The organism is Baekduia sp. (genome assembly GCF_035996765.1).
GTDB lineage: Bacteria > Actinomycetota > Thermoleophilia > Solirubrobacterales > Solirubrobacteraceae > Baekduia.
In genome coordinates, this window is sequence record NZ_DASYJG010000035.1 from 78,895 (window position 1) to 100,557 (window position 21,663).

Below are 21,663 nucleotides of genomic sequence, written 5' to 3' on the forward strand. Positions count from 1 at the left end.
GAACCCCATGACGTCGTCCTGCCGCCGCGCGCGCCGATCAGCCTTGCCGCTGGCAGCGGCCGTGGCCTTGCTGGGGCTTGCTGCGTGGTCGCCGGCCGGCGCGTGGGCCCAGGCCCCCGTGGCGCCACCCGGGCCTCCGCCCGGCAACGGCGGCGACCTACCGGTCCCGCCGGGCACGGCACCGTCGTTCGTCCCGCCCGGGTCGCCCGGCGCGATCCCGGGTGCGGCGACCGGACCTGGGCTGCTGGGCAACGCGCCGATCAAGCTCAACCGCGCCCGCCGAACGTTCTCGGTCCCGCTGGCCTGCCAGCAGAGCGGGAGCGTGCGGGTCACCGCGAAGGTGGTGTCCAAGGGGCCGCTCGCACGCGCCGGCTACCGCTGCGCGGCCAACCGCGCGACCGCGCGCCTGCGCGTTTCGGCCAAGGTCGCCAAGCAGCTCGTGCGGCGCAAGGTGGTGGCAGCGACGCTGGGCGTCACCCAGGCCGGGCGCTCCTCCAAGCTCTATTTCCAGTTGCGGGCCGGGAGCGGGGGCAAGGCGACCACGGCCTTCTGGACCGACGGCCACCTGCAATGCAGCGACGGCTCGGGCGTGCCGCAGGCCTACCTCGTCGAGCCCGACTTCACGACCGCCTCACCGACCCCGATCTCGACGCGTGGCTGGATCGCGTGGTACACGGCCGCCGGCGGCTGGCACTGGCTCGGCGTCAACGGAGAGAACGCGGGCCGCTGGGACACGTGGACCGCGTCGGTGAGCGGCATCGTCCAGTTCCATCCCGGTGGCGCGGCGACCCCGGTGCCGTGGACCCAGGGGCCCGTCTCGGTGCCGGCCGGCCAGGGCATCACCGCCGTCGGGGTCTACGAGATCGTCTACTGGGTCGGGGGCAAGCCCGACTATCAGTGGCAGTACGTCAACGCGGGCACCACCGGTGCCGCGGCGGCCGGAGGAGGCGCGTTGTACTGCACCTACTGAGCAACACCATCAACAACTTCGGCGCCAGGCGTCGAGCTCGAGGTGCTTGCGGATCGCCGCATAGCCGGCCGCGCGGGCCTGGGCGCAGAACGCCGAAGGATCGAGCTCGTACTCGGCGATGAACACCGCCTTGCGGGCCCGCGCGAACGGCCGCAGCGCACCGCACTCGTGGTACTGGAAGCACTGCTCGTCAAGCGCCCAGTCGAAGTGCGGCTCCAGCGCGGCCGCCTGATCGAGGTCGTTCTTGAGGCCGACCGACAAGCCACGAGCGTGCGCGGCGGCCGCGACGAAGCGGTTGAACCGCAGCTGATCAGCAGCGCTGAGCGGGAAGCCGCTGTGGTTAGCGTAGGCGTCGACGTTGTCGGGTTCGACGCCGTCAAAGCCCTTGCGGCGACAGCGATCCAGGCGGCGCTTCAGGATGGGCTCGAGCACGTCCAGGCGCCGGATGTCCAGCCAGCGTTCGTCCGGCCAGCCCTCGACGTGGGCGCCAAGGACCGCGGCGGGAAACGCAGCGCTGTCCGGGCGACCGGGCTCGTAGGTCCCGGCGTCCAGGTAACACACGACGTGGCGATCGCGGCGATGCAGGTTTGCCACGGTCGCGGCCGAGGTGTCGAACAGGTCGATGTCATACATCTTGGCCGGCACGGACAGGTCGATGCGCCCGCTGAGCTGCCACTGCCAGGACGTTCCCGGAGCCGGGATCCAGGGGCGGGCCGGTGCTGCGGGTGCCGCTGACCACGCCACGACGAGCGCGGCGAGGACCGCCAGCGTGGCCCGGGCGCTCATCTGGCGTCGTTGACGCTGCTGGCCGGAGCTGGCTCGGGGGACGGCGCCGGGGGCGCGGCCTGCGGCGTGGGGGTGGGCGCCGGCTCGGGCGACCGCGCCGGCGTCGACGGCTGCTGAACGCGGACGGGAAGACGGATTGGAGCGGCGGCGGCGCCGTCGTCGGTGGCGGCCGGGGCGCTCGTCTGCATGGTCGGCGCTGCGACGGTCCTCGTCGGCACGTCGACTTGCGTCGCGGTGTCGCGCACGGCCACCGGCGTCGCGCGCACCGCGGCTGCGCGGTGCCGCTGATCACGGACCGCGATGGCCGCATCACGCTCGGCGACGACCGGCCACGGCGTCGGCTGCCGCGAGGCGCTGCGGCTCGCGTTGGCCGCCACGGCCGCAAGGCGATCGGCCACTGCGACCGCCGGCTCGTCACGCGCCGCGGCGGTCGGCGTCGCGTCGCCGGTGGAGAGCCGGCCGGCAATGACCGCTCCCGCGACCCCGCCGCTCAGCGCGCCGATGGCGGCCAGGATGCAGAGGGTGGTGCGCGCTGAAGAGGCCATGCCCACAGCAGAAGAACGGACGGGGATGTGCCGCGTTCACGCGGCAGATGTCGCATCCGACGCCTCGCAACAACGTCTGCCCGCGGACCATCGTCCGGCTAAGATCGCGCCATGAGCAAGCGCGTGCTGGTGCTGGGAGCGGGATTCGGCGGCCTCGAGCTCTGCTCGGTGCTGTCGGAGTCGGGCGAGGACTTCGACGTGACGCTGATCGACAAGAGCGATGCGTTCGTCTTCGGCTTCTCCAAGCTCGACGTCATGTTCGGGCGCACAACCGCCGAGGCGGTCAAGCTGCCCTACCGCGACGTCGTCAAGCCCGGCGTGCGCGTGCTGCGCGAGACGATCACGGCGATCGATCCCGAGACGTGCCGGGTGACCACCGACGCCGGCGTCCACGAGGCCGACGTCCTGGTGATCGCGCTCGGCGCCGACTACGACATCGCCGGCACGCCCGGTCTGGCCGAGGGCGGCAACGAGTTCTACTCGGTGGCCGGGGCGCAGCGGCTGGCCGGGATCATCCCGACCTTCTCCAGCGGCCACGCGATCATCGGCGTCTGCGGCGCGCCGTTCAAATGCCCGCCGGCACCGAGCGAGTGCGCGCTGCTGCTCCATGACGAGCTCACCGCGCGCGGCGTGCGCGACGACTGCCAGATCTCGTTCGTCATCCCGCTGGGCACGCCGGTGCCGCCGTCGCCCGAGACCTCAGCGGCGCTCCAGCAGGCCTTCGCCGAGCGCGACATCACGCTGATCTGCGGCCGCCGCATCAGCGCGCTGGATCCGGCGCGCAGCGTGGCGATCCTCGACGATGGCACCGAGCTGGCCTTTGACCTGTTCCTCGGCGTGCCCAAGCACCGCGCGCCGGATGTGGTCATCGCCAGCGGGATGACCGAGGACGGATACGTGCCGGTCGACTCCGCCACGCTGCAGACGCGCTTTGCCGACGTCTACGCGGTGGGCGATGTCGCGACCGCGGGCGTGCCGAAGGCCGGGATCTTCGCCGAGGGCGCCGCGCGTGTCGTGGCGGCCGCCTTGATCGCGCAGCTGCGCGGCGAGCAGTCCTCCGAACGCCACCTCGGACGCGGCACCTGCTACATCGAGTTCGGCCAGGGCAACGTCGGCAGCGTGGACATCGACTTCCTGTCGGGTCCCGAGCGGACCGGCGTCTATCACGCGCCGTCCGCCGCGCTCGTCGCCCAGAAGGAGCACTTCGGCTCCAGCCGCCGCGCGCGCTGGTTCAACGGCTGAGCCGGCATCCGTTACCGGACAGCCGGACGGTCTACGCCGTCGGTGCCGCGCGAGAGCCGGCGATCCGCGCCGTCCGCGCCATCCGGCGTCGCTCCTTCTTGAGGACCTGGGTCGCGACGTCGTGGCCCGCGTAGGGCAGCAGCAACGTGAAGATCAAGCCCGGGAGCAAGCCGGGAAGCTCGTCGTGCCGGCCGGCGAGCACGCGCGAGTAGACGACCTCGAAGATTCCGCCGACCAGGGCCTGGGCGATGATCGGTGACGGCGGCGTGGCATCCGCCGGCATCGCGGCGGCGGCGGTCTCGTCGATGAGGTCGCTGAGCATGCGCAGGTTCGCGGTGCGACGCTCGACGACCATCGGGCCGGCCGCCAGCGCCTCCACGACGCACATGTCGGCGAACGCGGGCTCGGCGGCGAGGAACCCCAGCAGCGCCGACAGCCCTTCGCGTGCGCGGGCGACGATGCCGTCGTTGGTCTCATAGGCCGTCTTGACGCGCGCCAGCAGCCGCGAGGTCACCTCGTCGTAGGCGGCGAGAAACGCGTCCTCTTTGTCCTGGAAGTTGTCGTAGAACGTGCGCCGCGAGACGCCGGAGGCGACCACGACATCCTCGACGCTCATCGCCGCATAGCCCGCGGTGCTGCAGACCTCGGCGACGGCGACGATGATCCGCTCGCGCTGGTTGGAGGCGACGAACTGTGGCGGCAGACCGTGGCGGCCCGAGGGGAGCTGCTGGGGCTTCGGTGCATCCTTCTTGCGGGGTGCGGCCACAAAGAAAACATAGCTGTGCCGAACGCGTTTGTCTGCTCAGCGGGCAATCAAAAGCGCATCAATGTCCTGCGCGGCACAGAACGGAGCGAGCGCGATGGCGAGCACCTCGGGCAGCGCACGCGGCAGGTCGGCGATGCGGTCCTCGGTGGCGTGCCGGGTGATGACGTGGAGGACCGCGGAACCGATGAGCTGGCCGTGGAAGACCGACACGCCGGGCTCGCCGAGCGCCTCGTAGCCGGGGGTGAGGAACGCGGTGAAGGCCTCGACGGCCGTCTCCAGCCGCACGCCGCCGTCGGCGCCGAGCGCCCAGACGCCGTCAAGCGCGGCGCGCACGTAGACCGGCTCGGAACTCAGGAGCTCCAGGAGCGCCGCCAGCCCCTCGCGCGCGCTGCGCGGCCACGGCACGCTCTGGGTCCGCTCCAACACGATGGTGAACGTCTGGTGAAAGAAGGCGCCGAACAGCGCGTAGAAGCAAGCCTCCTCGTCGCCGACGAGGCGCCGGACCTCCGGGCTGCGCACGCCCGCCTCCAGCGCGATCTCGGCCACGGTCGTCGCGCGGTAGCCGCGGCGGTCGATGACGCGGGCGGTCGCCGCCAGCACTTCCCCCCGTGGCGTGGTGAACACGAGTCCGTCAGCCATGGGGCAACGATACACGTGACTGTTCTCATGTTCTGGCAGTGCGTCAGGATGCTCACGACATCAGCCGTGCGGCACGGTGGGGAGGCTGACGGTGGGGACGGCGATCTCGGTGGCGGCGACGGTCACGGCCGGAATGGTCGCGACCGGTGTGGTGATCGCCGGCACGGTGACCTCGGGTAGGCGGATCTGCGCGGGTGGGCCGGCGGCGGGCGTCGCGGGAACGCGCACGGGTGCGACGGTCGCGACCGGGGTGCTGACCGCTGGGGTGGTGACCGCCGGCAGGCCCGCCTCCGGCGCGCCGATCGCGACCGTCCCGCCCGTGTGGGTGGTCGATCCGGCTGGTTCGGCGGAGGGTTCGTTGGCGGTGGCCGGGGCGTGGTGCGGGGCGGGCGCGCGGGATGGGCGGGGCGTGGGCTCGCCGTCGCCGCGCGCTGCCGGCTTGCGCCGGGTGGTGGGTTTGGAGGTTGCCGGTGCGCGCGTCGCCGCCCGGTGCTTGGCCGGACCCGCAGGCACCGCCGGCAGCGCCGCGGTGATCGCCGGCGTCGCCGCGCGCTCCGGGACCGCCCGTGAGGAGATCGGCGCCAGCGCGGGTCCGAGCGCGAGCACCGCGGCCGCGGAGGCGGCGGCGCCGAGCGCGCCTGCGCCGGAACTCAGTCCTGCGGATGCGCCGCCGAGCCAGCCGAGCAGACGCTCGCCGCCGCTGGTCGCCGCGGCAGCCAGTGCGGCAGGACGGCTGGCGGAGTAGTGGCGCACGAACGCGGCCACCGCGTCGGCGTCCAGCTGGGTGCCGGCCTCGGCGGTGAGGATCGCCAGCGCCTGCTTGTGGCTGGTCGAGCGACGATAGGAGCGCGTGGAGGTCAGCGCGTCGAAGGTGTCGGCAACCGCGATGATGCGGGCGCCGAGCGGGATCTTGGTTCCCGCCAGGCCGGCCGGATAGCCGCCGCCGTCGAGTCGCTCGTGGTGATGACGGACGATCGCGACGACCTCGGGCTCGCCGAGGTGGCCCAGGAGGTCGGCGCCATCGTTGGCGTGACGCTTGATGATCGCGAACTCCGCGTCGGTCAGTCGTCCGGGCTTATCCAGGATCTCGCGCGGGGTGTAGATCTTGCCGACGTCGTGCACCAACGCGGCGCGGCGAACGCACTTGACCGTCTCGGCATCGAGGCGCATGGCGCGCGCGATGGTCGCCGCGTGGCGGGCGACGCGACGGCTGTGCCCGTAGGTGTACATGTCGCGCGCCTCGAGCAGGCGCCCCATCCGGGTCAGCGCGCCGAGCGGCATCGCCGTCGTCTGCGCGTCGCGCGCCAGGATCTGACGCTGCGCGGTGGCCAAGCGGCGCTCGGTCCAGCGCCGGCGCAACCAGCTCCAGAGCATGAGGTCGGCGAAGAGCAGGTCCTGCGCGCCGGGCTTGCGCGACCATGCTGCGGCGCCGAGCCGCGTGATGACGGCCGCGAGCGCCATCGCGACGACCGTCGAGAGGATGAGCGCCGGCGCGTGGCGGGCCGGCAGCATCCAGGTGGCCAGGAGCGCTGGCAGCACCGTCACCGCTGCGGTGGCCGCCAGGACCATCGGCACTTCGCGGACGGCCTGCGCCGGCCGGCGGATCACGATCCCCATGCGCCGCAGGGTGCTCGTTACGGAGGTGGCGCAATCGGAGCTGGACGTCTGTTGCGATACAGACCGAGAGGTTCAATGAGAAGGCCGGTTGAGCGTTAAGGAGGGTTCGATGTCCATCACCCGTCCACATTCCGGTAAGTCGCTGGTTGGGTGGGCAGCCCGACACCTATGTCCACTTCTCACCGATCGACGTGGCGTCGCCGTGCGGCAGCGACCGGCGCCGGCCTCGCACTCCTCGCTGCCGGGACGAGCGTCGGCCCCGCGGGCGCCAACACCAGCCACGACGGCTGGCCGCGCATCAACGGCATGTTGCTGATCAACAAGCTCGATCAGAGTCGTCCGCTCGATGCCATTCCGGGCCACGATCCGTTCGGCGGGCAGGACCCGGCTTACCGCTGCGACGGCACGCACAAGAGCCAGGCGTGCCTCAGCGCGACCACCGACCGCACCGACAACGGGTTCGTGGTCAAGGCCAGCGGCCGCCACAACGAGCTGCTGGGCGGCCACGGCAACGACACGCTCTTCGCCGGCCCCAACGGCGACGTGCTGTGGGGCGATTACAAGCCCTCCGGGCAGCCGGCCAGCCAGCACGACCGCATCGCGGGCGGCGCGGGCAATGACTTCATCTACGCCAGCCACGGCACCAACGACATCGTCGCCGGGCCAGGCAACGACTACATCAAGGCTCATTACGGCCACGGCACGATCGACTGCGGCGCAGGACGCGACGTCCTCTACGTCAGCCGCAAGGCGCAGCGCCATTACCGCATCAAGGGCTGCGAGACCGTCAGCCACCGCACCCTCGGTTACTAGCCGAGATGTCCCTTCCTCGCAGCGAAAGGCTCAGCATGCTTGCTCTCTCATCGTCCGTGCGGCGTCGTGGCGGGACCGTGCTCGCCGCGGGCGCCGTGGTCCTTGCTCTCGGGACGGCCGCGTCGGCTGAGGCCGCGTCGCCCTCGGTCTGCCGCGCCAGCGCCGCACGCGTCGCCGCGCCGCCGGCGGCCACCGCTGAGCCGACCGTCGCCAACGCGGCCGGCGCTCCGTGCGCCGGTGACGCGCAGCAGGTCGCCGGCGTCGCGCCGGCCGGCCCGCTGTCGGTCACGGCGCCGCACGCGATGACGCGGTCGGCGCTCGGCGTGATCGCCGCCGCGGCAGGCGTCGAGGGTGCCACCTTGGACCTCGGCGGCGTGCCGATCGCCGTGGGCGCGGTGGCCGCCGACCAGACGGCGAGCTGTGCTGAGGGCAGCACCGCCACGACGGGCTCCTCGCACGTCGACGCGCTGAGCGTGGGCGGTACGCCGGTCCCGGTGATCGCCGGGCAGACGCTCGATCTCAACCTTGGCGCGGTGCGCGTGCGCACCAACCAGCTTGATGGCGATACCCGCCGGGGGTTGGTGCTGGACGCGGGCGGTGTTGAGGTCGTCCTTGGCGAGGCCCAAGCTTCTGGTGACGCGTGCGCGACGTTGAGCGGTGACGGCAATGGCGGCGACGGTGATGGCGATGGCACGACCGGCGGCGATGGCCGTGGCGCCGGCGGCGGCGCGGGTGCGACCTCTGGCTCGCGCATCTGCCCGAAGGGCAGCACCTACCGCGTCAAGGACAACCGCTGCGTCATCGTCGACGGTGACGGCTCGGGCTCCGGTGACGGCAACGACGTGACGATCGTCGGCGCGCCCTATGCCGGCTTCGGCGGCGGCTCGGTGATCAGCCTCGTGGCGGCTCAGGGTCTCGTCAAGGCGGGCAAGCTCGCCGACAGCCCGTGCCTGCACGGCAAGGGCCCCGACTACGCCATCCTCGGCACCACGAGCGGCAGCGACCGCCTCACCGGCACCAACGGCGACGACCGGATCCTGGCCCTGGGCGGCAACGACGAGGTCGGCGGCGGCCGCGGTGCCGATTGCATCGACGGCGGCACCGGCAGCGACACGCTGACCGGTGGCGACGGCGCCGACGATCTCATCGGCGGCAGCGGCAACGACCACCTCAACGGCGGGCCGGGAACCGACGTCCTGAACGGTGGGGCCGGCAACGACACCATCAACACGTCCTACGGCGCCGACCGCGTCAGCGGCGGCACCGGCAAGGACGCGATCAACGCCGCGACCGCCGGACCCGCCGCGATCATCGACGGCGGCAGCGGCCGCGACACGGTGCGCATCAACACCAACGAGCGCCGTCACGTCAAGCACGCCGAGACGGTGCACACGTTGCGCTGAAAGACGCGCATCACAGCGGATGCCCTGCCCGCGCCGGGCGGGCGGGCATCTGCGTGCGGGGGTCTCCGTTGAGGACCGGACCGTCGGGCGTACCGGCTCCGCCCGGCGGGCCACATCCAGCGGGCCGCGCGCCTGACACGATCACGACCTGACCAGCGAAGGTGACAGCGGCGAGACGGACGGCCCGGTCCTGCTGGCCGGCGACGACGGCGTGCCCACGCGCGTGCGTGAAGAGCTGACCGGCGCGGGCGTCGACGTCGTCGTGGTGTGCTCGCGGCCCGACTGCAGCGCCGCGCTCGCCGCGACAGCGGCCGGCACGCGGCTGGTCATCGGCAACGCGGGCGAGGCCGACGTCTGGGAGCGGGCCGGCCTGCGCGAGGCCCGCGCGGTCGGCCTGCTCGGCGCCGACGACTTGCAGAACCTGAGCGCCGCGTTGCTCGTGGCGCAGGAAACGCCGGAAACGCAGGTGGTCGTGCGGATGTTCTCCGCGGAGCTGGCCGGCGGGATCTCGCGCGTGCTCGGGGAGCGCGCGACGGTGATGTCGGAGACCGAGGTCGCCGCGCCCGCCTTCCTGCAGGCGGCGCTGTCGGGCAACACCGGTCAACGCGTGACGATCGCGGGACAAGTGCTGGAAGTTGCCGAGGTCGACGCCGAGGACCCGCGGCTGGTCGTCGCTTTGTGCAACGCCTCGACCCCGACCGACGTGTTGCCGCCGCGGGCGGCGCTCGACCGCATGGTGTTGGGGTTGATCGACCCCGACGGCTTGGTGCTCGGGGCGCGCGGCGCGTTCCCGCCGACCGTCGCGTTGCACCGCCAGCAGCGCGAGCGCCGCCGGGCGGCCTCGCGCCCGCGCCACTCACGGCGCGCGCGGGTGGCGGCGGGGCTGCGGCTCATCCCCGGCCGGGTGCTGGCGCTGGTGGCGGCGATCCTGACCGTTGGTGTCACCAGTACCACCGTGTTCGTGGTGAGCGACCACCTGCCGTTGTTGGATGCCATGTACTTCACGGCGACGACGATGGCGACCGTCGGCTACGGCGACATCAACCTCCTCGGCGCGCCCGACTGGCTCAAGATCTATGACATCGGGCTGATGGCCGTCTCGGCCGTCCTGCTGGCCTCCGTGCTGGCGCTCATCACGGACATGTTGGTCCGGACCAGGATCGATCGTGCGCTGGGGCGCTTCCCGCGCCCCGATCGCGATCACGTGATCGTCTGCGGGCTGGGCAAGGCGGGCTCGCGCATCTTGATGGGGTTGCGCGCGTTGGACGTGCCGTGCATCGGGGTGGAGCAGGACGAGGGCGCGATCGGCGTCGCCGTCGCCCGCACGCTGGAGGTCCCGGTCGTCTTCGCAGACGGGCGCACGCCGGGCACGATGGCGGCGCTGCACGTCGACCAGGCGCGCGCGGTGATGGCGGTCACCAGTGATGACTTGGCCAATTTGCAGTGCGGCCTGACCGCGCGTGAGCTCAACCCGGACGTGCGCGTGGTGCTGCGGATCTTCGACCCGCACCTCGCTGAGAGGCTGGACCGCAGCGTCGAGCTCGACCTGACGCGGTCGGTGTCGGCCCTGGCGGCGCCGGCGTTCACGGCCGCGCTGCTGCGGCGCAACGTGGCCGAGCCGCTGCCGCTGTCGAACGTCGCGTTGCGGGTGCTGGAGACGTCGGTGGGCGTGGGGTCGGAGATCGTGGGGGAGACGATCAGCGCGCTGCATCATCGGCGCGACCTGCGCGTGCTGGCGCTCGATGGGCGGTGGCGTCCGCGGGAGGATCTGGTCGTGCAGGCCGGGGCAGCGATCTCAGTGGTCGGGACGCGCGAGGCGTGCGACGACGTGGGCTCGCGCGTGGTGCGGACGGGGCGGCGTGAACGGGATGCGGCGCCGGCGGCCGTCGTTGTGCCTTCGGCGCCGAGCCCGCTGCGCCGCTATCGCGGCGCGGCGATGGGGGAGGAAGAGTGAGCTGCGTGCGGCTCCCGATCCGGGTCGCTTCGAGCTGCATGTGGCAGCTCTGAGCGACCCGGAATCGCGAGGCGGCCCTCAGGCCTTCGTGGCTCGGGCGTAGGTGCCGAAGAGGCGATCCAGCGTCTGGGCCGCCAGGCGGTCGTGCGTGATCTCGGCCAGCAGGTCGGGATCGATCGGCTTGTCGACCGGCAGGCCGTCGAGTCGGTCGTTGTTGCAGAGCGCCAGGTCGTAGCGGCGGTGGCGCAGCTGCTCGATCAGGTCGTCGGTCAAGGGGACCTCGAACGTTTCGGTGTCTGCGTCGACGTTGTCGGGGTCCCAGCCGACGGCGGTGATGAGCGTGGTCGCGTCACAGAAGCGCATCGCGAGCGCGTATTGCGCCTCAGGGCCGTAGAGGAGGAAGTCCTCGAACAGCTCATGGCCCAGGTCCATCACCTTCTTGGCTTCGAGGCGCAGGACGTCTGCGGTCTCACGGTCGACGACGACCATCGTGCGAGCGTGGGTACGCTGCGGGGTACTCATGGAGTTCATCTCTCCTTGGGTCATGCCCCCGGCCGTTCGCGCGGCGCGGGGGTCTTTGATTTGGATGAAGGCGGAGCCTAGTCGGTGGGTCGGACGGCATTGGTGGGTTGCGCAGAGTTGTTGTAGTTCTTGGCACTCTCGTTGCTGATCGACCACACCAACAACTCCGGGTGCTGACGCCAGAGCGCTCAGCGCAACCGTATTCGTCGTGCGCAACGTGGTCTGTCGTCACCGAGGGGAGCGAGCGGGACCGGCACCGCTCGGCGCTGGCTCGTCGTCCGCTTTGGCTCGGGTGGGTGGGCCTGTTTGCGGACGGTGTGCGTCTGTGTACAGGCCCACGTCGCTCCTCGCCGGCACTTCGCGGGCGGTGGGCCCTGTCTGCGGCCGTCATGCGTCGCTCTGCGGGCCCACCCACCCACCCACCCGGCGGCGTGATCGAGCACCTCGGTCGTCGGCGTCCTGGTCGCCTGCTGGCCCGTGACGATCACGGCTGAGTGACGTCGGTGGTTGGTGACCGTCGGTCGCAATTTCGTGATGGGTCCGTTTGCGCAGCAAAATGGAACGCACGTAACCCGCGATATACGCGGGTTAGGTGCGATCGACGAACACGCCCCGCGACGGGCCCAAGACTTGCCACAAAGTGGAGAAGTCGCAACGAACGGGACGCTGGTTGCCTTCCGACACAACCCGCGCGGCGGCTCGTTGGCGGCGCGAGCACGTTGAACCGTGGAGGCGATCCGTGATGTCGACATCCGAACGCGAAGCGGAAGCGCGGTGGTCGGTGCCCACACGAACCGAACGCATCAGGCAGTGCATAACTTTCACCCAACCCCGCAGGCAACGCGAACTGAGCGCGAGCGGAGCGGAGGTGGCGATGTCACGGAGACGCCGACCAGCCAGCCACACCCCGCACCACGCCCCACCGCCTCGCAGCCCCACCAAGGCAACGGCTCAGCCGACCTCCGTCGCGCGGCACGACCTAAAATCCCGCCCCGTGACCCTCACCCTCCTGCACAACCCCCACTGCCCCACCTCCGTCCACGCCCTCGACGCCCTCGAAGGCGCCGGCCACGAAGTGACCGTGCGCAAGTACCTGCTCGTCGCCGAGCGCCTCAACGAGGACGAGTTGCGCTCCCTCGCACAACGGCTCACCGGCGATCCCGTCGATGCGTTGATTCGCCGCGACAAGCAGTACGCGACGCTCGGGCTCGAAGCAGACGGCTGGGACATCGAGCAGGTCGTCGCGACCCTGCTGGAGCATCCGGCGCTCCTCCAGCGGCCGATCCTCGATGACGGCACCGCCGTGATGATCGGCCGGCCCCGCACGCGCGCGGCCGAGTGGGCCTCAGCCGGCCGCGTCGTCGTCGGCTGACGCCGGCCGAACCAAGCGGTACGTCAGCCAGAGGCCGAGCGCGAAGAGCGGGAGGCCCATCGCGGTGCGGGCCACGCCGAGGGCGCCGACCGCGCCGGCGAGGTAGAGCGGGAGCTGGACCGCCAACCGCAAGGCGAAGAGCGCGGCCCACATCAGGCTCGCGCGCATGAAGGCGCGGACGCGCAGCGGGTCCTCGCGCCAGGCGAGGCCCTCCCCGTCGAGCTGGCCGACGACGTAGCCGATCAGCGGGCGGCGGATCACGACCGAGACCAGCAGGGCCGTCGCATAGGCGGCGTTGGCCAGCAGGCCGGGCAAGAAGAAGTTCTCGGCCTTGCCGCTGCGTGCCGCGACGAACGCGGCGAAGCCGATGCCGACCAGACCGGTGAGAGCATGGCGCGGCGTCTCGCGCCGCACCAACCGCGCGAGCGCGAAGACCACGCCGACGGCGACCGCGACGATCGCGGCGGTGTTGGTGTCCGTGAACCCGTAGACGGCGGCGAAGGCGACCGGCGGTAGCGACGTCTCGGCGATGCCGAGCGGGCCGCCCACGGCCTCCATGAGGCCGGGCGGCTCTTCGCGCTGCGTGCTGTCGGCCGCGGACACGCGACGATGATGGCGCAGCGCGCTCGCTGGTGCCTCGGCGCCGTCAGCCGCCGAGCGGATGGAGCCGGCGGACGACCCCATGCGCAACGGCGCCCGGCTCGAGCCCCGCGGCGCTCTCGGCCTCGCCGATCCAGCCATCGACGCGCACGCGTAGGCGGCCCGCCTCAACCGTGGTCGCAGCGACGGTCCCGCTCAGCGCGCCCGGCGGTCCCGTGCCGGGACGCACCTCGACGTCCCATGGATAGACCGCGACGTCGATCTCGCCGCCGGCAGCTACATACACGCGCCCGTCAACCTGTCGCGAGCCGCGGACCACGCTGCCGCCGGTCAGCGCGACCACGAAGCGATCGGCCGGCGCGGCGAGCAGCTCGGCCGGCGGGGCCATCTGGCGCAGCGTGCCGTCGACGATCACCGCGACGCGGTCGGCCAGCGCGGACGCATCCGCGAAATCGTGGGTGACCAGGAGCGTTGGGATGCCGAAGCCGCGCAGCTCGCTCGCCAGCTCGTCGCGGACGATCCGTCGCGTGTGGGCATCGAGCGCCGCCAACGGCTCGTCGAGCAGCAGCACCTCCGGCGCCCGTGCCAGCGCCCGTGCCAGCGCCACCCGCTGGCGCTCGCCGCCGCTGAGCCGCGCCGGTCGCTCGGCGGCGAGACCGATGATGCCCAGGCGGGTCAGCAGCGAATCGACCGTCGCGTCCTCAGCACCCGAGAAGGCGACGTTCTCGCGCACCGTCAAGTGCGGGAACAACGCGTGGTGCTGGGGCACATAGCCCACTGACCGCCGCTCCGGCGCCAGGTCGACCGTCCGCTCGCCCTCACCGCGATCGAACCAGACGTCCCCACCGCAGGCGATCCGCCCACGGTCAGAACGGTGCAGCCCCGCCACCGCCCGCAGCACCGTCGTCTTGCCCGCACCCGACGGCCCCACCAAGGCGACGACCTCATCGCCGACCGCGAGCCTCAGCGCGAGACGGAAGGAGCGAAGCTCGCTGGTGATGTCGAGGTCGAGGACCGCCATGCGCCCAGCAGCTTGTAGGAAAGCAGCACGGTCGCGCTGAGCGCCACCAGCAGAACGCCGAGCGCGAGCGCCACGTCGAGGCTGCTGTCGAGCTCCTGGTAGACCGCGAGGGTCAGCGTGGTGGTGCGCCCCTGCACGTTGCCGGCGAAGATGATCGTGGCGCCGAACTCACCGACGCCGCGCGCGAAGGCCAGGACCCAGCCGGCGACGAGGCCGCTGAAGGCCAGCGGCAGGACGACGCGCCAGAACGTCCTCGTCGGCGACGCGCCCAACGTCCGCGCCACATCGGTCAAGTCCCCGTCGACCTCGCTGAACGTCGCCACCGCCTGGCGCAGGTAAAAGGGCGAGGCGACGAACGTGATCGCCAGGACCACCGCCCACGGCCCGAACGGCAGGACGACCCCGATCGCGTCCAGCGCATCGCCGAACAGCCCGCCCTGCGCGTAGGCGGCCAGCAGCGCGATGCCTGCGACGGCCGGCGGGAGCACGAGCGGCAGTTCGCAGAGCGTCAAGATCGCGGCGCGCCCCGGGAAGCGCCGCGTGGCCAGCACCCAGGCCGCCGGCGTCCCGAAGAGCAAGATCAACACGTTGGCCGCGACGTTGGTCTTGACCGTCACCCAGATCGCGTCGCGCACCTCCGGGCGGCGCAGCAGCGACGGGAGATCGCTCAGCGGCGCCTGGACGAACAGGGCGATCAGCGGCACCGCGAGGAACGCGACGACGATGCCGAGCGCCATCGCCGTTCCGGCGCGCCGGATCATGCCTTCGGCGGCAGCCCGAACCCGAAGTGCTGCAACAAGCCGCGGCCGCGCGAGGACCGGATGCTGTCCAGCAGCGCTTGGGCGCCGGCCGTGTCGGCCCCGTCGCGGACGACCACGCAGCCCTGGTAGCGCACGGCCGGCTGCGCCCACTGGGGGACATACAAGGAGTCGATCCGGTCCGGCTGCGTGCGGGCGTCGGTCACGTAGACGAACCCTGCATCCGCACCGCCGAAGGCCACCTGCGAGAGCACCTGACCGACGTTGGACTGCTGGGAGACCTTGTTGGTGGTCAACACGCTGCTCATCCGCAGGCGATGCAGCAGCCGGCGGGTGTAGTCGCCGATCGGCACCGCCGCGTTGCCGATCGAGAGGTTGAAGCCGCCCTTGCGCAGCCCGTAGATCGAGCCGATCTGCTGCGGGTCGCCCTGGCGCACGATCAGCACGAGCTTGTTGGTGGCGAACGTCACGGGCCGCTGGCAGCGGCCTTCGCGGTACAAGGCCTGGGCCTCGTTGGGCTCGGCCGAGAGGAACAGATCCGCGGGCGCGCCGCGCTCGATCTGCAACTGCAGCGTGTTGGAGCCGCCGAAGGAGTACGAGACATCGCGCTTGATCTCCGGCATCACGTTGGTCAGCGAGGTCGCTGCCGACACGTTGAGGGCGCTGGCGCCCGTCGGGGCGGCGGCGAGCATCAGCGCCGCGGCCGCGGTGCCACTGAGCAGGAGGCGCTTCACGACCTTGGCTCCTTGAGATAGGCGTCGAGCTTGAGGCCGGCCGCGTCGAGGTCGACGGGGGAGGGCAGGCCGCCTGCGGCCTTGCCGGCCCAACGGGTGAGGATCGCGTTGTGGCTGCTCGACAGCGCGAGCAGCCGACCGAGCAGGAGGCGGGTGCCGTAGTCGGCTGATGCGGCCACGCCGCCGAGGTAGGTGCCGCCCACCAGCGTCTCCAGCTCGCGGCCGACCCGCAGCGCGCCGGGGCGTGAGCCCACGGTGACCTGATGGGCGAAGTCCCCCGGGGTGACGGCGTTGTCCGGACCCAGCGCGGTGTTGAGGCGATCGATGTTGGCGCGATGGCTGGCGCGCGCCTCGGTCAGCACGCGCCGCTCGGCGGCCGACCAGGCGCCGGAGATCGCCAGCGCCGCATCGAAGAAGGCGACGAGGACGCCCTCGGCGACGGCGCCGAAGGCCAGGAAGCCGAGGTCGTCGCCCGCCGGCGTGGCCGGCGGGAGCGCCGCACGCGCCTGGGGCACGGCGGCGGTCGCCGCGAGGCCCGCGGCGGCGGTGGCGCCGGCGGCCAGGAGCTGGCGCCGACTCGTGCCTAGGATAAACCTATGCATTGGCGGCATCTAACCACACCCGTGATCGCGGTCGCAATCGCGCTCGCCGGCTGTGGTGGCGCCTCATCGCCGACAGCGACGGTGCGCACGACGCCGGCAGGCCAGCGCTCGGTGCAGGACGCCGGCGCCATCACCGTCCGCGGTGACTACGCGCCCGACGAGCACGGCCCCTTCACGCTGCACGGCGCCTATCGCGTGCGCTTCACCCAACACGGCGCAGGCGTGGACTGGGCCGACGAGGTGCCCTTCACCGCGCACCTGGAGACCGCGGTCAGCACAGGACCAGCGCGAACGATCCGCTTGTTCAAGCGGGCCGCCGCAACCGGCACCACCACCATCCGCGCCGACGGGCGCTTCCGGCTCGCCGTCGACTACGGCGACTCGCCCTACGAGGTCGTGCTCACGCCGACCCCGTAGGACGTCTCACTGAATCTGACTACGGCGCGGGGACGATCCGCAGCCACGGCCGCGGCGCGTCCCACCCGTCGGGGTACTTCTCCTTGGCGGCGTCGTCGCTGACGGAGCCCGCGATGATGACGTCCTCGCCTGGCTGCCACTGCGCCGGGGTGGCGACGGCGTGGTTGGCCGTCAGCTGCAGCGAGTCGATGACGCGCAGGACCTCGTCGAAGTTGCGGCCGGTGGTCATCGGGTAGATGAGCACCAACTTGATCTTCTTGTCCGGGCCGATGACGAAGACGTTGCGCAGCGTGCCGTTCTGGGCGGGCGTGCGCTGCGTCGGGTCGCCCTCGACGTCGGCGCCGAGCATCCCGTACAACTTGGACACGTTGAAGTCGCTGTCGGCGATCAACGGGTAGTTCGGCGCCGTGCCCTGCGTCTCGGCGATGTCCTGGGCCCACTTCTCGTGGTTCTCCAGCGGGTCGACCGACAGGCCGATGATCTTCACGCCGCGGGCGTCGAAGTCCGGCTTGATCGAGGCCATGTAGCCGAGCTCGGTCGTGCAGACCGGCGTGAAGTTCCGCGGGTGGGAGAAGAGAACGGCCCAGCCGTCGCCGATCCAGTCGTGGAAGCTGATGCGACCCTCGGTCGTGTCGGCCTCGAAGTCGGGTGCGGTGTCGCCGATGGTCAACGCCATGGAGAGCTCCTTGGGGTAATGGCCTTAAAAGGGGTAGGGATTCAAGCTTAGTGCCCTCGCACCCCCTTTTCGCGAACCGACTACGCCGGTGGCGCGCCGCGGGTCCTGCGCATCGCCGCATCGGCCCGCCGCACCGCCGCGGCCGCGCGATCGACGGCGGCCTGCGCGCGCTCGGCGGCCGACTGCTGGCGCCGGCGCGCCGCCTCGATGATGTCCTCGGTGCTCGGCGCCAGCGCCGAGGTCGGCAGCTCGAGCGCATCCTGGCCCAGCTCCAGCGTGTCCTGCAGGCGGTCATGCCCGCCCTGGGTGTCGTCGATCTGGTTCTGGTAGGCGTCGCGGCGGTCCTGCGTGCGCGTCAGCTCGGCCTGGCGGTGCTCGAGGGCGAGGTGCGCCGCGAAGGCGCCCACCGGCGTCTCGGCACGCTCGAGGTCGACCTGCGTCTGGCTGGCGTCGAGGCGCTGCTGCTCGCGATCGGAGAGCGCCTGCTCGCGGTAGGCGATCGACTGATCGAGATCGGCGACCGCCTGCTCCCGGTCAAGCTCGCGCTGCTGGGAGGTGATGAGGTCGTCGGTCATGATCGTGCGTTGCTCCTGAGGGTGTCATCGGTGAAGACGTCTTCGAGCGGTCCCGGGCGTGCGATGTAGTAGCCCTGCGCGTAGTCGACGCCCAGGGTCTTGAGCAAGGTGAGCGTCTCGACATCCTCGACGCCCTCGGCCACGGTCTGCAGCCCGAAGCCGCGGGCGAGGTTGACGACGGCCTCGACGACATGGAGGCTGGCGTCGCTGGTGCGCAGGTCGCGCACGAACTCGATGTCGATCTTGAGGTAGTCGACCGGTAGCTGCTTGAGGTAGGTGAAGCCGCCGTAGCCGGTGCCGAAGTCGTCGAGCGCCAGCTTGCAGCCCAGCTCGTGGACGCGTTGGACGAAGTGCCGTCCGGCCTCCTCGTCGGAGACCAGGGCAGTCTCGGTGATCTCGAAGACCATCAGCGCCGGGTCGGCGCCCGTCTCCCGCAGGCAGGCTTCGATGTGGGTGATCAGCTCGGGGTCGCTGATCGAGCCGCCGGAGACGTTGAGCTCGACCGGCAAGCCGCGGGCGGCCAGGCGCGACGCCCTCTGGATCACCCAACGATCGATGTCCCCGATCAGGTTGTGCTCTTCGGCGATCTGCAGGTAGGAGGCCGGGCCGACGATCTCGCCGTTGGGCTCGCGCATCCGCAGCAGCAGCTCGTGCTGGACGATCTCGTCGGTGGCAAGGTCCAGGATCGGCTGGGCGTAGAGCACGAAGCGCTCCTCGCGCAGCGCGTCCTGCACGCGGCCGGCCCAGGAGAGCGCCTCGAGCTTGCGGCGCAGCTCGCGCTGCTCGGCCTGGCGGACCGTCGCGTCGGTGAAGACGATGACGCAGCCCTCCAGACCCTCGGAGGTGACCAGCGGCGCGGCGGTGTAAGACGTGGGCAGCTCGGTGCCGTCACGGCGCATGAAGATCTCGTCCTCGGCGCGGATCGTCGCGCGGAGCTCCAGCGTCTGCAGGATCGTGCTCGCGGCGGCGGGCTGCGGCGAGCCGTCGGGCCGGCGGTAGTGGACGAGGTCGTGCAGCACGCGACCGCGCAAGTCCTTCAACGTCCAGCCGAGCATCTCCTCGGCCGCCTGGTTCATCAGCGTCACGCGGCCGGTGCTGTCGAGCACCAAGAGGCCCTCACCCATGCTGTCGGTGACCGCGGCGAGGTGGTTGCGCGCGTTGAGGGCGTCGGCCTCCATCGTGCGCCGCTCGGTGACATGCTCGCGGGCGGCGAGGCGCAGTTGCGTGTGGCCGGTCAGGTCGCGCCCAACCACGCACCACACGTCGCCGTCGGAGGCGCCACTCCAGGCGAACGTGGCGTAGCTGCCGTCCCGGCGCCGCCAGCGGTTGACGAGCTTGTCGATCTGGGCGCCGGCGATGTGCGTGCGCGCGAGCACGTTGACGGTGGCCTCGAGGTCGTCGGGATGGACGAACGCGGTGAACGGTTGGGCGGTGAGCTCTTCCCGGGACCAGCCCAGCAGCCGCTCCCAGGCGGGGTTCAAGGCGTAGAGCAGGCCGTCGGCGCCGCAGATGGCAAAGAGGTCGGTCGCCAGCTCCCAGAAGCTGTCGACGCCGCGGCGCGGGACGACCCGGGGGTCGATGACCGCGGAGGAGCCGTTGGAGGGTGCCGTGGTCCGACGGTGGGTCATGGCGACTCCTCGGTCATCGTGCGCCCGGAAGCGGGCGGGCTGCTGTCCGTCGCGTCTCCCAGCGGACATGCAACCTTCGTCCCACTCTATCGGTACCGAACGGTTCGACCTGTAGGTCGGTGGCAGAGGGCTGACCAATGGAAGTGTCTGGACGGCAGGCTCCTTCGTGGTGTATGGATCAAGGTTCCTCAGCTTTTTGCCGATAGGGTCCGGAGTGCTGTCCACCGTCAGCAGGTCCCAGGCGCCGAAGGCGATCGTGCTCGCCGAGCAGTGGCGCCGCTACCGCCGCGACGGTGAGCGGGTCGTCCGCGATCAGCTCGTGTTGGCCTACAGCCCGATCGTCAAGCACGTCGCGGGACGCATCGCCTCGCGGATGCCGCCACACGTTGACCTCGCCGACCTCGTCGCCTACGGCCTCGCCGGCCTGATCGAGGCCGTTGAGCGCTACGACCCTTCCCGCGGGGTCAAGTTCGAGTCCTTCGCCGGCCTGCGCATCCGCGGGGCGATCATCGACGCGATGCGCTCGCTGGACTGGGTGCCGCGCGCGGTCCGCGACGAGGCGCGCGAGTTCGAGCGCACGAGCGCCGACCTCCTGGTCCGGCTGCAGCGGCTGCCCACCGACGCCGAGCTGGCCGTCGCGCTGGACATCGACGACGACGAGCTCGACGCGCGCATGCAGCGCGCCGCCAACGCCCAGCTGGTCGCGCTCGACCAGCCGTGGGGCTTCAACGGCTCGGACACGGCGCCGACCACGATGCTCGACTTCCTCCCCGATCCCAGCGCCGGCGATCCGGCCGACATCTCCGACCGCGCCGATCTCGAGAACCAGGTCTCCGCGGCGGTGTTGCAGCTGAGTGGGCGCGAGCAGACGATCCTGGCGCTGCGCTACCACGAGGACCTGACCTACGCCGAGATCGGCGAGGTCTTCGACGTCACCGAGTCACGCATCAGCCAGATCCACACCAAGTCGATGCTGAACCTGCGCGTGCTGCTCGGTGGGGCGGGCGACGCAGGGTCTGACGTTCCCCGCTAGGAGTCCGTCACGAACGAGATCCGGCCGCTGGTCTCCAGGACCGCGAACCGGATCTCGGACAGCGAGCCGATCTGCGACTGGCGCGCCTCGGCACCGAGCTCCTCGACGGTGATCCGCTGGCGGCGCAACGCCTCCCGGCGGATCTCACCGTTGGCGATCAGCACGATCGGCTCGCCCTCCAGCAGCGGGCGCAGTCGGCGCACGCGGAAGCTGAGGTAGCCGGTCGAGACCGTCAGGATCGCGAGGGTTGCGATGACGGTCGTCGTGCCCGTCAGCGAGTAGTCGCTCTGGGTCACGCCCTGCTGGACGAGGTCGCCGATGACGACGAGCAAGATGATGTCAAACGGCTCCATCGAGTTCAGCTCACGGCGCCCGACCGCGCGCGTGACGATCAGGATGAGGAAGAAGACGAAGGCGGTGCGGAGGACGAGATCCATGGCGTCAGGGCAGGACGGTGATCGTTCGGTCGACGCGGGTGAGCGGTTGCTCGGCGTCGTCGAGCTCGAGGTCGTAGGAGCGGTGCCCGACGTTGGTGGGGTTGACCTGGAACTGCATCCGGATCGTCATCCGTTCTCCGGCGCTCAGCGCTGGGTAGCTCAGCACGAGGTCGCCGCCGCGGACCGTCTGGCCGTCGGCGTCGGGCGTGATCGAGTTGACCTGCATGCCATCGATCCAGCCGTCGGCGAGCACGAGACGGGGGTGGTCGATCGCCCGGCGTGCCGTGATCTGGATCGTGGACTGAAACAGCAGGCCGCCGCGCACCGTCGCCGGCGCGCGGACTGCCAGCGTGGCCGCCTCGCCGGCGGCCGCCGACCGGCTGGTGCGTTGGCCGAAGATGTCCAACAACCCGAGCAGCGCGATCAGGGCCAGCACCGTCATGGCCGCTCGCCGCGCCCAGAGGCCACGGCTGAGCGCCCGCGGCGTCGCACCGTCGGCGAGATCGCGGAAGAGGTCGGTCACGCCCGCACCGTTCCCACCGGGCCAGCAGGT

The 21,663-nt window shown here is 71.4% G+C and carries 24 protein-coding genes; 8 read left to right on the top strand and 16 right to left on the bottom strand.

The window, feature by feature from the left end; all coding sequences use genetic code 11:
* Positions 1 to 61 precede the first annotated feature (61 nt).
* Positions 62 to 970 (top strand): hypothetical protein, encoded by a 909-nt coding sequence (locus tag VGO10_RS07840; protein ID WP_327466918.1) that lies wholly within the window; start codon positions 62 to 64, stop codon positions 968 to 970.
* A 9-nt stretch (positions 971 to 979) separates the two neighbouring features.
* On the opposite strand, the gene VGO10_RS07845 is transcribed toward VGO10_RS07840, so the two are convergent.
* Both VGO10_RS07845 and VGO10_RS07850 read right to left on the bottom strand, forming a co-directional pair.
* Positions 980 to 1,756, bottom strand: a complete 777-nt coding sequence (locus VGO10_RS07845; RefSeq protein WP_327466920.1) for an endo alpha-1,4 polygalactosaminidase — start codon at positions 1,754 to 1,756, stop codon at positions 980 to 982.
* Complete coding sequence (locus tag VGO10_RS07850) at positions 1,753 to 2,301, bottom strand: hypothetical protein (protein ID WP_327466922.1); 549 nt, start codon at positions 2,299 to 2,301, stop codon at positions 1,753 to 1,755. Before VGO10_RS07850 ends, VGO10_RS07845 begins: the two co-directional genes overlap by 4 nt.
* Positions 2,302 to 2,412: 111 nt before the next feature.
* Here VGO10_RS07850 and VGO10_RS07855 point away from each other — a divergent pair, with 111 nt between their 5' ends.
* Entirely contained in the window at positions 2,413 to 3,543 is a 1,131-nt protein-coding gene (locus VGO10_RS07855) for an NAD(P)/FAD-dependent oxidoreductase (RefSeq protein WP_327466924.1), read from the top strand.
* A 31-nt stretch (positions 3,544 to 3,574) separates the two neighbouring features.
* Here VGO10_RS07855 and VGO10_RS07860 read toward each other — a convergent pair whose 3' ends face one another.
* Genes VGO10_RS07860 through VGO10_RS07870 form a run of 3 tightly spaced genes read right to left on the bottom strand, consistent with a single transcriptional unit; the run spans position 3,575 to position 6,565 of the window.
* Positions 3,575 to 4,309 carry a TetR/AcrR family transcriptional regulator gene (locus VGO10_RS07860; protein WP_327466926.1) on the bottom strand — a complete coding sequence of 245 codons (735 nt, stop codon included), beginning with the start codon at positions 4,307 to 4,309 and terminating at the stop codon, positions 3,575 to 3,577.
* A 36-nt stretch (positions 4,310 to 4,345) separates the two neighbouring features.
* Entirely contained in the window at positions 4,346 to 4,948 is a 603-nt protein-coding gene (locus VGO10_RS07865; protein ID WP_327466928.1) for a TetR/AcrR family transcriptional regulator, read from the bottom strand.
* A 60-nt stretch (positions 4,949 to 5,008) separates the two neighbouring features.
* Positions 5,009 to 6,565, bottom strand: a complete 1,557-nt coding sequence (locus VGO10_RS07870; RefSeq protein WP_327466930.1) for an HD domain-containing phosphohydrolase — start codon at positions 6,563 to 6,565, stop codon at positions 5,009 to 5,011.
* A 168-nt stretch (positions 6,566 to 6,733) separates the two neighbouring features.
* On the opposite strand from VGO10_RS07870, the gene VGO10_RS07875 reads away from it, so the two are divergent.
* The 3 genes from VGO10_RS07875 (at position 6,734) to VGO10_RS07885 (ending at position 10,735) form a co-directional block, all read left to right on the top strand.
* Complete coding sequence (locus tag VGO10_RS07875) at positions 6,734 to 7,378, top strand: calcium-binding protein (protein ID WP_327466932.1); 645 nt, start codon at positions 6,734 to 6,736, stop codon at positions 7,376 to 7,378.
* A gap of 35 nt (positions 7,379 to 7,413) precedes the next feature.
* The gene (locus VGO10_RS07880; protein ID WP_327466933.1) at positions 7,414 to 8,781 is read left to right on the top strand and encodes a hypothetical protein; all 1,368 of its coding nucleotides are present in this window, start codon (positions 7,414 to 7,416) and stop codon (positions 8,779 to 8,781) included.
* 211 nt (positions 8,782 to 8,992) lie between these two features.
* The gene (locus VGO10_RS07885; protein WP_327466935.1) at positions 8,993 to 10,735 is read left to right on the top strand and encodes an NAD-binding protein; all 1,743 of its coding nucleotides are present in this window, start codon (positions 8,993 to 8,995) and stop codon (positions 10,733 to 10,735) included.
* A gap of 78 nt (positions 10,736 to 10,813) precedes the next feature.
* On the opposite strand, the gene VGO10_RS07890 is transcribed toward VGO10_RS07885, so the two are convergent.
* Positions 10,814 to 11,257, bottom strand: a complete 444-nt coding sequence (locus VGO10_RS07890) for a hypothetical protein (protein ID WP_327466937.1) — start codon at positions 11,255 to 11,257, stop codon at positions 10,814 to 10,816.
* Between the two features lie 994 nt (positions 11,258 to 12,251).
* Between VGO10_RS07890 and VGO10_RS07895 the strand changes: the two genes are divergently transcribed.
* On the top strand, positions 12,252 to 12,629 hold the full coding sequence (locus tag VGO10_RS07895; protein ID WP_327466939.1) for an ArsC/Spx/MgsR family protein: 378 nt from the start codon (positions 12,252 to 12,254) through the stop codon (positions 12,627 to 12,629).
* Here the strand turns inward: VGO10_RS07895 and VGO10_RS07900 are convergent.
* The 5 genes from VGO10_RS07900 to VGO10_RS07920 are packed head-to-tail and all read right to left on the bottom strand — an operon-like array spanning position 12,603 to position 16,344.
* The gene (locus VGO10_RS07900) at positions 12,603 to 13,232 is read right to left on the bottom strand and encodes a DUF3159 domain-containing protein (protein ID WP_327466941.1); all 630 of its coding nucleotides are present in this window, start codon (positions 13,230 to 13,232) and stop codon (positions 12,603 to 12,605) included. The genes VGO10_RS07895 and VGO10_RS07900 overlap by 27 nt on opposite strands.
* A 43-nt stretch (positions 13,233 to 13,275) precedes the next feature.
* Positions 13,276 to 14,250 (bottom strand): ABC transporter ATP-binding protein, encoded by a 975-nt coding sequence (locus VGO10_RS07905; protein WP_327466943.1) that lies wholly within the window; start codon positions 14,248 to 14,250, stop codon positions 13,276 to 13,278.
* Positions 14,193 to 15,011 carry an ABC transporter permease gene (locus tag VGO10_RS07910; RefSeq protein ID WP_327466945.1) on the bottom strand — a complete coding sequence of 273 codons (819 nt, stop codon included), beginning with the start codon at positions 15,009 to 15,011 and terminating at the stop codon, positions 14,193 to 14,195. Before VGO10_RS07910 ends, VGO10_RS07905 begins: the two co-directional genes overlap by 58 nt.
* On the bottom strand, positions 15,008 to 15,742 hold the full coding sequence (gene modA, locus VGO10_RS07915; protein ID WP_327466947.1) for a molybdate ABC transporter substrate-binding protein: 735 nt from the start codon (positions 15,740 to 15,742) through the stop codon (positions 15,008 to 15,010). The genes VGO10_RS07910 and modA overlap by 4 nt, the downstream gene beginning before the upstream one ends.
* Positions 15,739 to 16,344, bottom strand: coding sequence for a hypothetical protein (locus VGO10_RS07920; RefSeq protein ID WP_327466949.1), 606 nt, complete (start codon positions 16,342 to 16,344; stop codon positions 15,739 to 15,741). The genes modA and VGO10_RS07920 overlap by 4 nt, the downstream gene beginning before the upstream one ends.
* A 21-nt stretch (positions 16,345 to 16,365) precedes the next feature.
* Here VGO10_RS07920 and VGO10_RS07925 point away from each other — a divergent pair, with 21 nt between their 5' ends.
* Positions 16,366 to 16,761, top strand: a complete 396-nt coding sequence (locus VGO10_RS07925; RefSeq protein ID WP_327466951.1) for a hypothetical protein — start codon at positions 16,366 to 16,368, stop codon at positions 16,759 to 16,761.
* 19 nt (positions 16,762 to 16,780) lie between these two features.
* Here the strand turns inward: VGO10_RS07925 and VGO10_RS07930 are convergent, their stop codons facing one another.
* The 3 genes from VGO10_RS07930 to VGO10_RS07940 form a co-directional block, all read right to left on the bottom strand.
* Positions 16,781 to 17,437 carry a peroxiredoxin gene (locus tag VGO10_RS07930; RefSeq protein ID WP_327466953.1) on the bottom strand — a complete coding sequence of 219 codons (657 nt, stop codon included), beginning with the start codon at positions 17,435 to 17,437 and terminating at the stop codon, positions 16,781 to 16,783.
* 80 nt (positions 17,438 to 17,517) lie between these two features.
* Positions 17,518 to 18,012 (bottom strand): hypothetical protein, encoded by a 495-nt coding sequence (locus VGO10_RS07935; protein ID WP_327466955.1) that lies wholly within the window; start codon positions 18,010 to 18,012, stop codon positions 17,518 to 17,520.
* Entirely contained in the window at positions 18,009 to 19,640 is a 1,632-nt protein-coding gene (locus VGO10_RS07940; protein ID WP_327466957.1) for an EAL domain-containing protein, read from the bottom strand. The genes VGO10_RS07935 and VGO10_RS07940 overlap by 4 nt, the downstream gene beginning before the upstream one ends.
* A gap of 214 nt (positions 19,641 to 19,854) precedes the next feature.
* On the opposite strand from VGO10_RS07940, the gene VGO10_RS07945 reads away from it, so the two are divergent.
* A complete protein-coding gene (locus VGO10_RS07945; RefSeq protein ID WP_327466959.1) occupies positions 19,855 to 20,673 on the top strand; it encodes a FliA/WhiG family RNA polymerase sigma factor in 819 nt (272 codons plus the stop codon).
* Here VGO10_RS07945 and VGO10_RS07950 read toward each other — a convergent pair.
* Both VGO10_RS07950 and VGO10_RS07955 read right to left on the bottom strand, forming a co-directional pair.
* Complete coding sequence (locus VGO10_RS07950; RefSeq protein WP_327466961.1) at positions 20,670 to 21,110, bottom strand: DUF421 domain-containing protein; 441 nt, start codon at positions 21,108 to 21,110, stop codon at positions 20,670 to 20,672. The genes VGO10_RS07945 and VGO10_RS07950 overlap by 4 nt on opposite strands.
* Before the next feature lie 4 nt (positions 21,111 to 21,114).
* Positions 21,115 to 21,633: a hypothetical protein gene (locus VGO10_RS07955; protein WP_327466963.1), complete on the bottom strand. Its 519-nt coding sequence runs from the start codon at positions 21,631 to 21,633 to the stop codon at positions 21,115 to 21,117.
* Positions 21,634 to 21,663 lie beyond the last annotated feature (30 nt).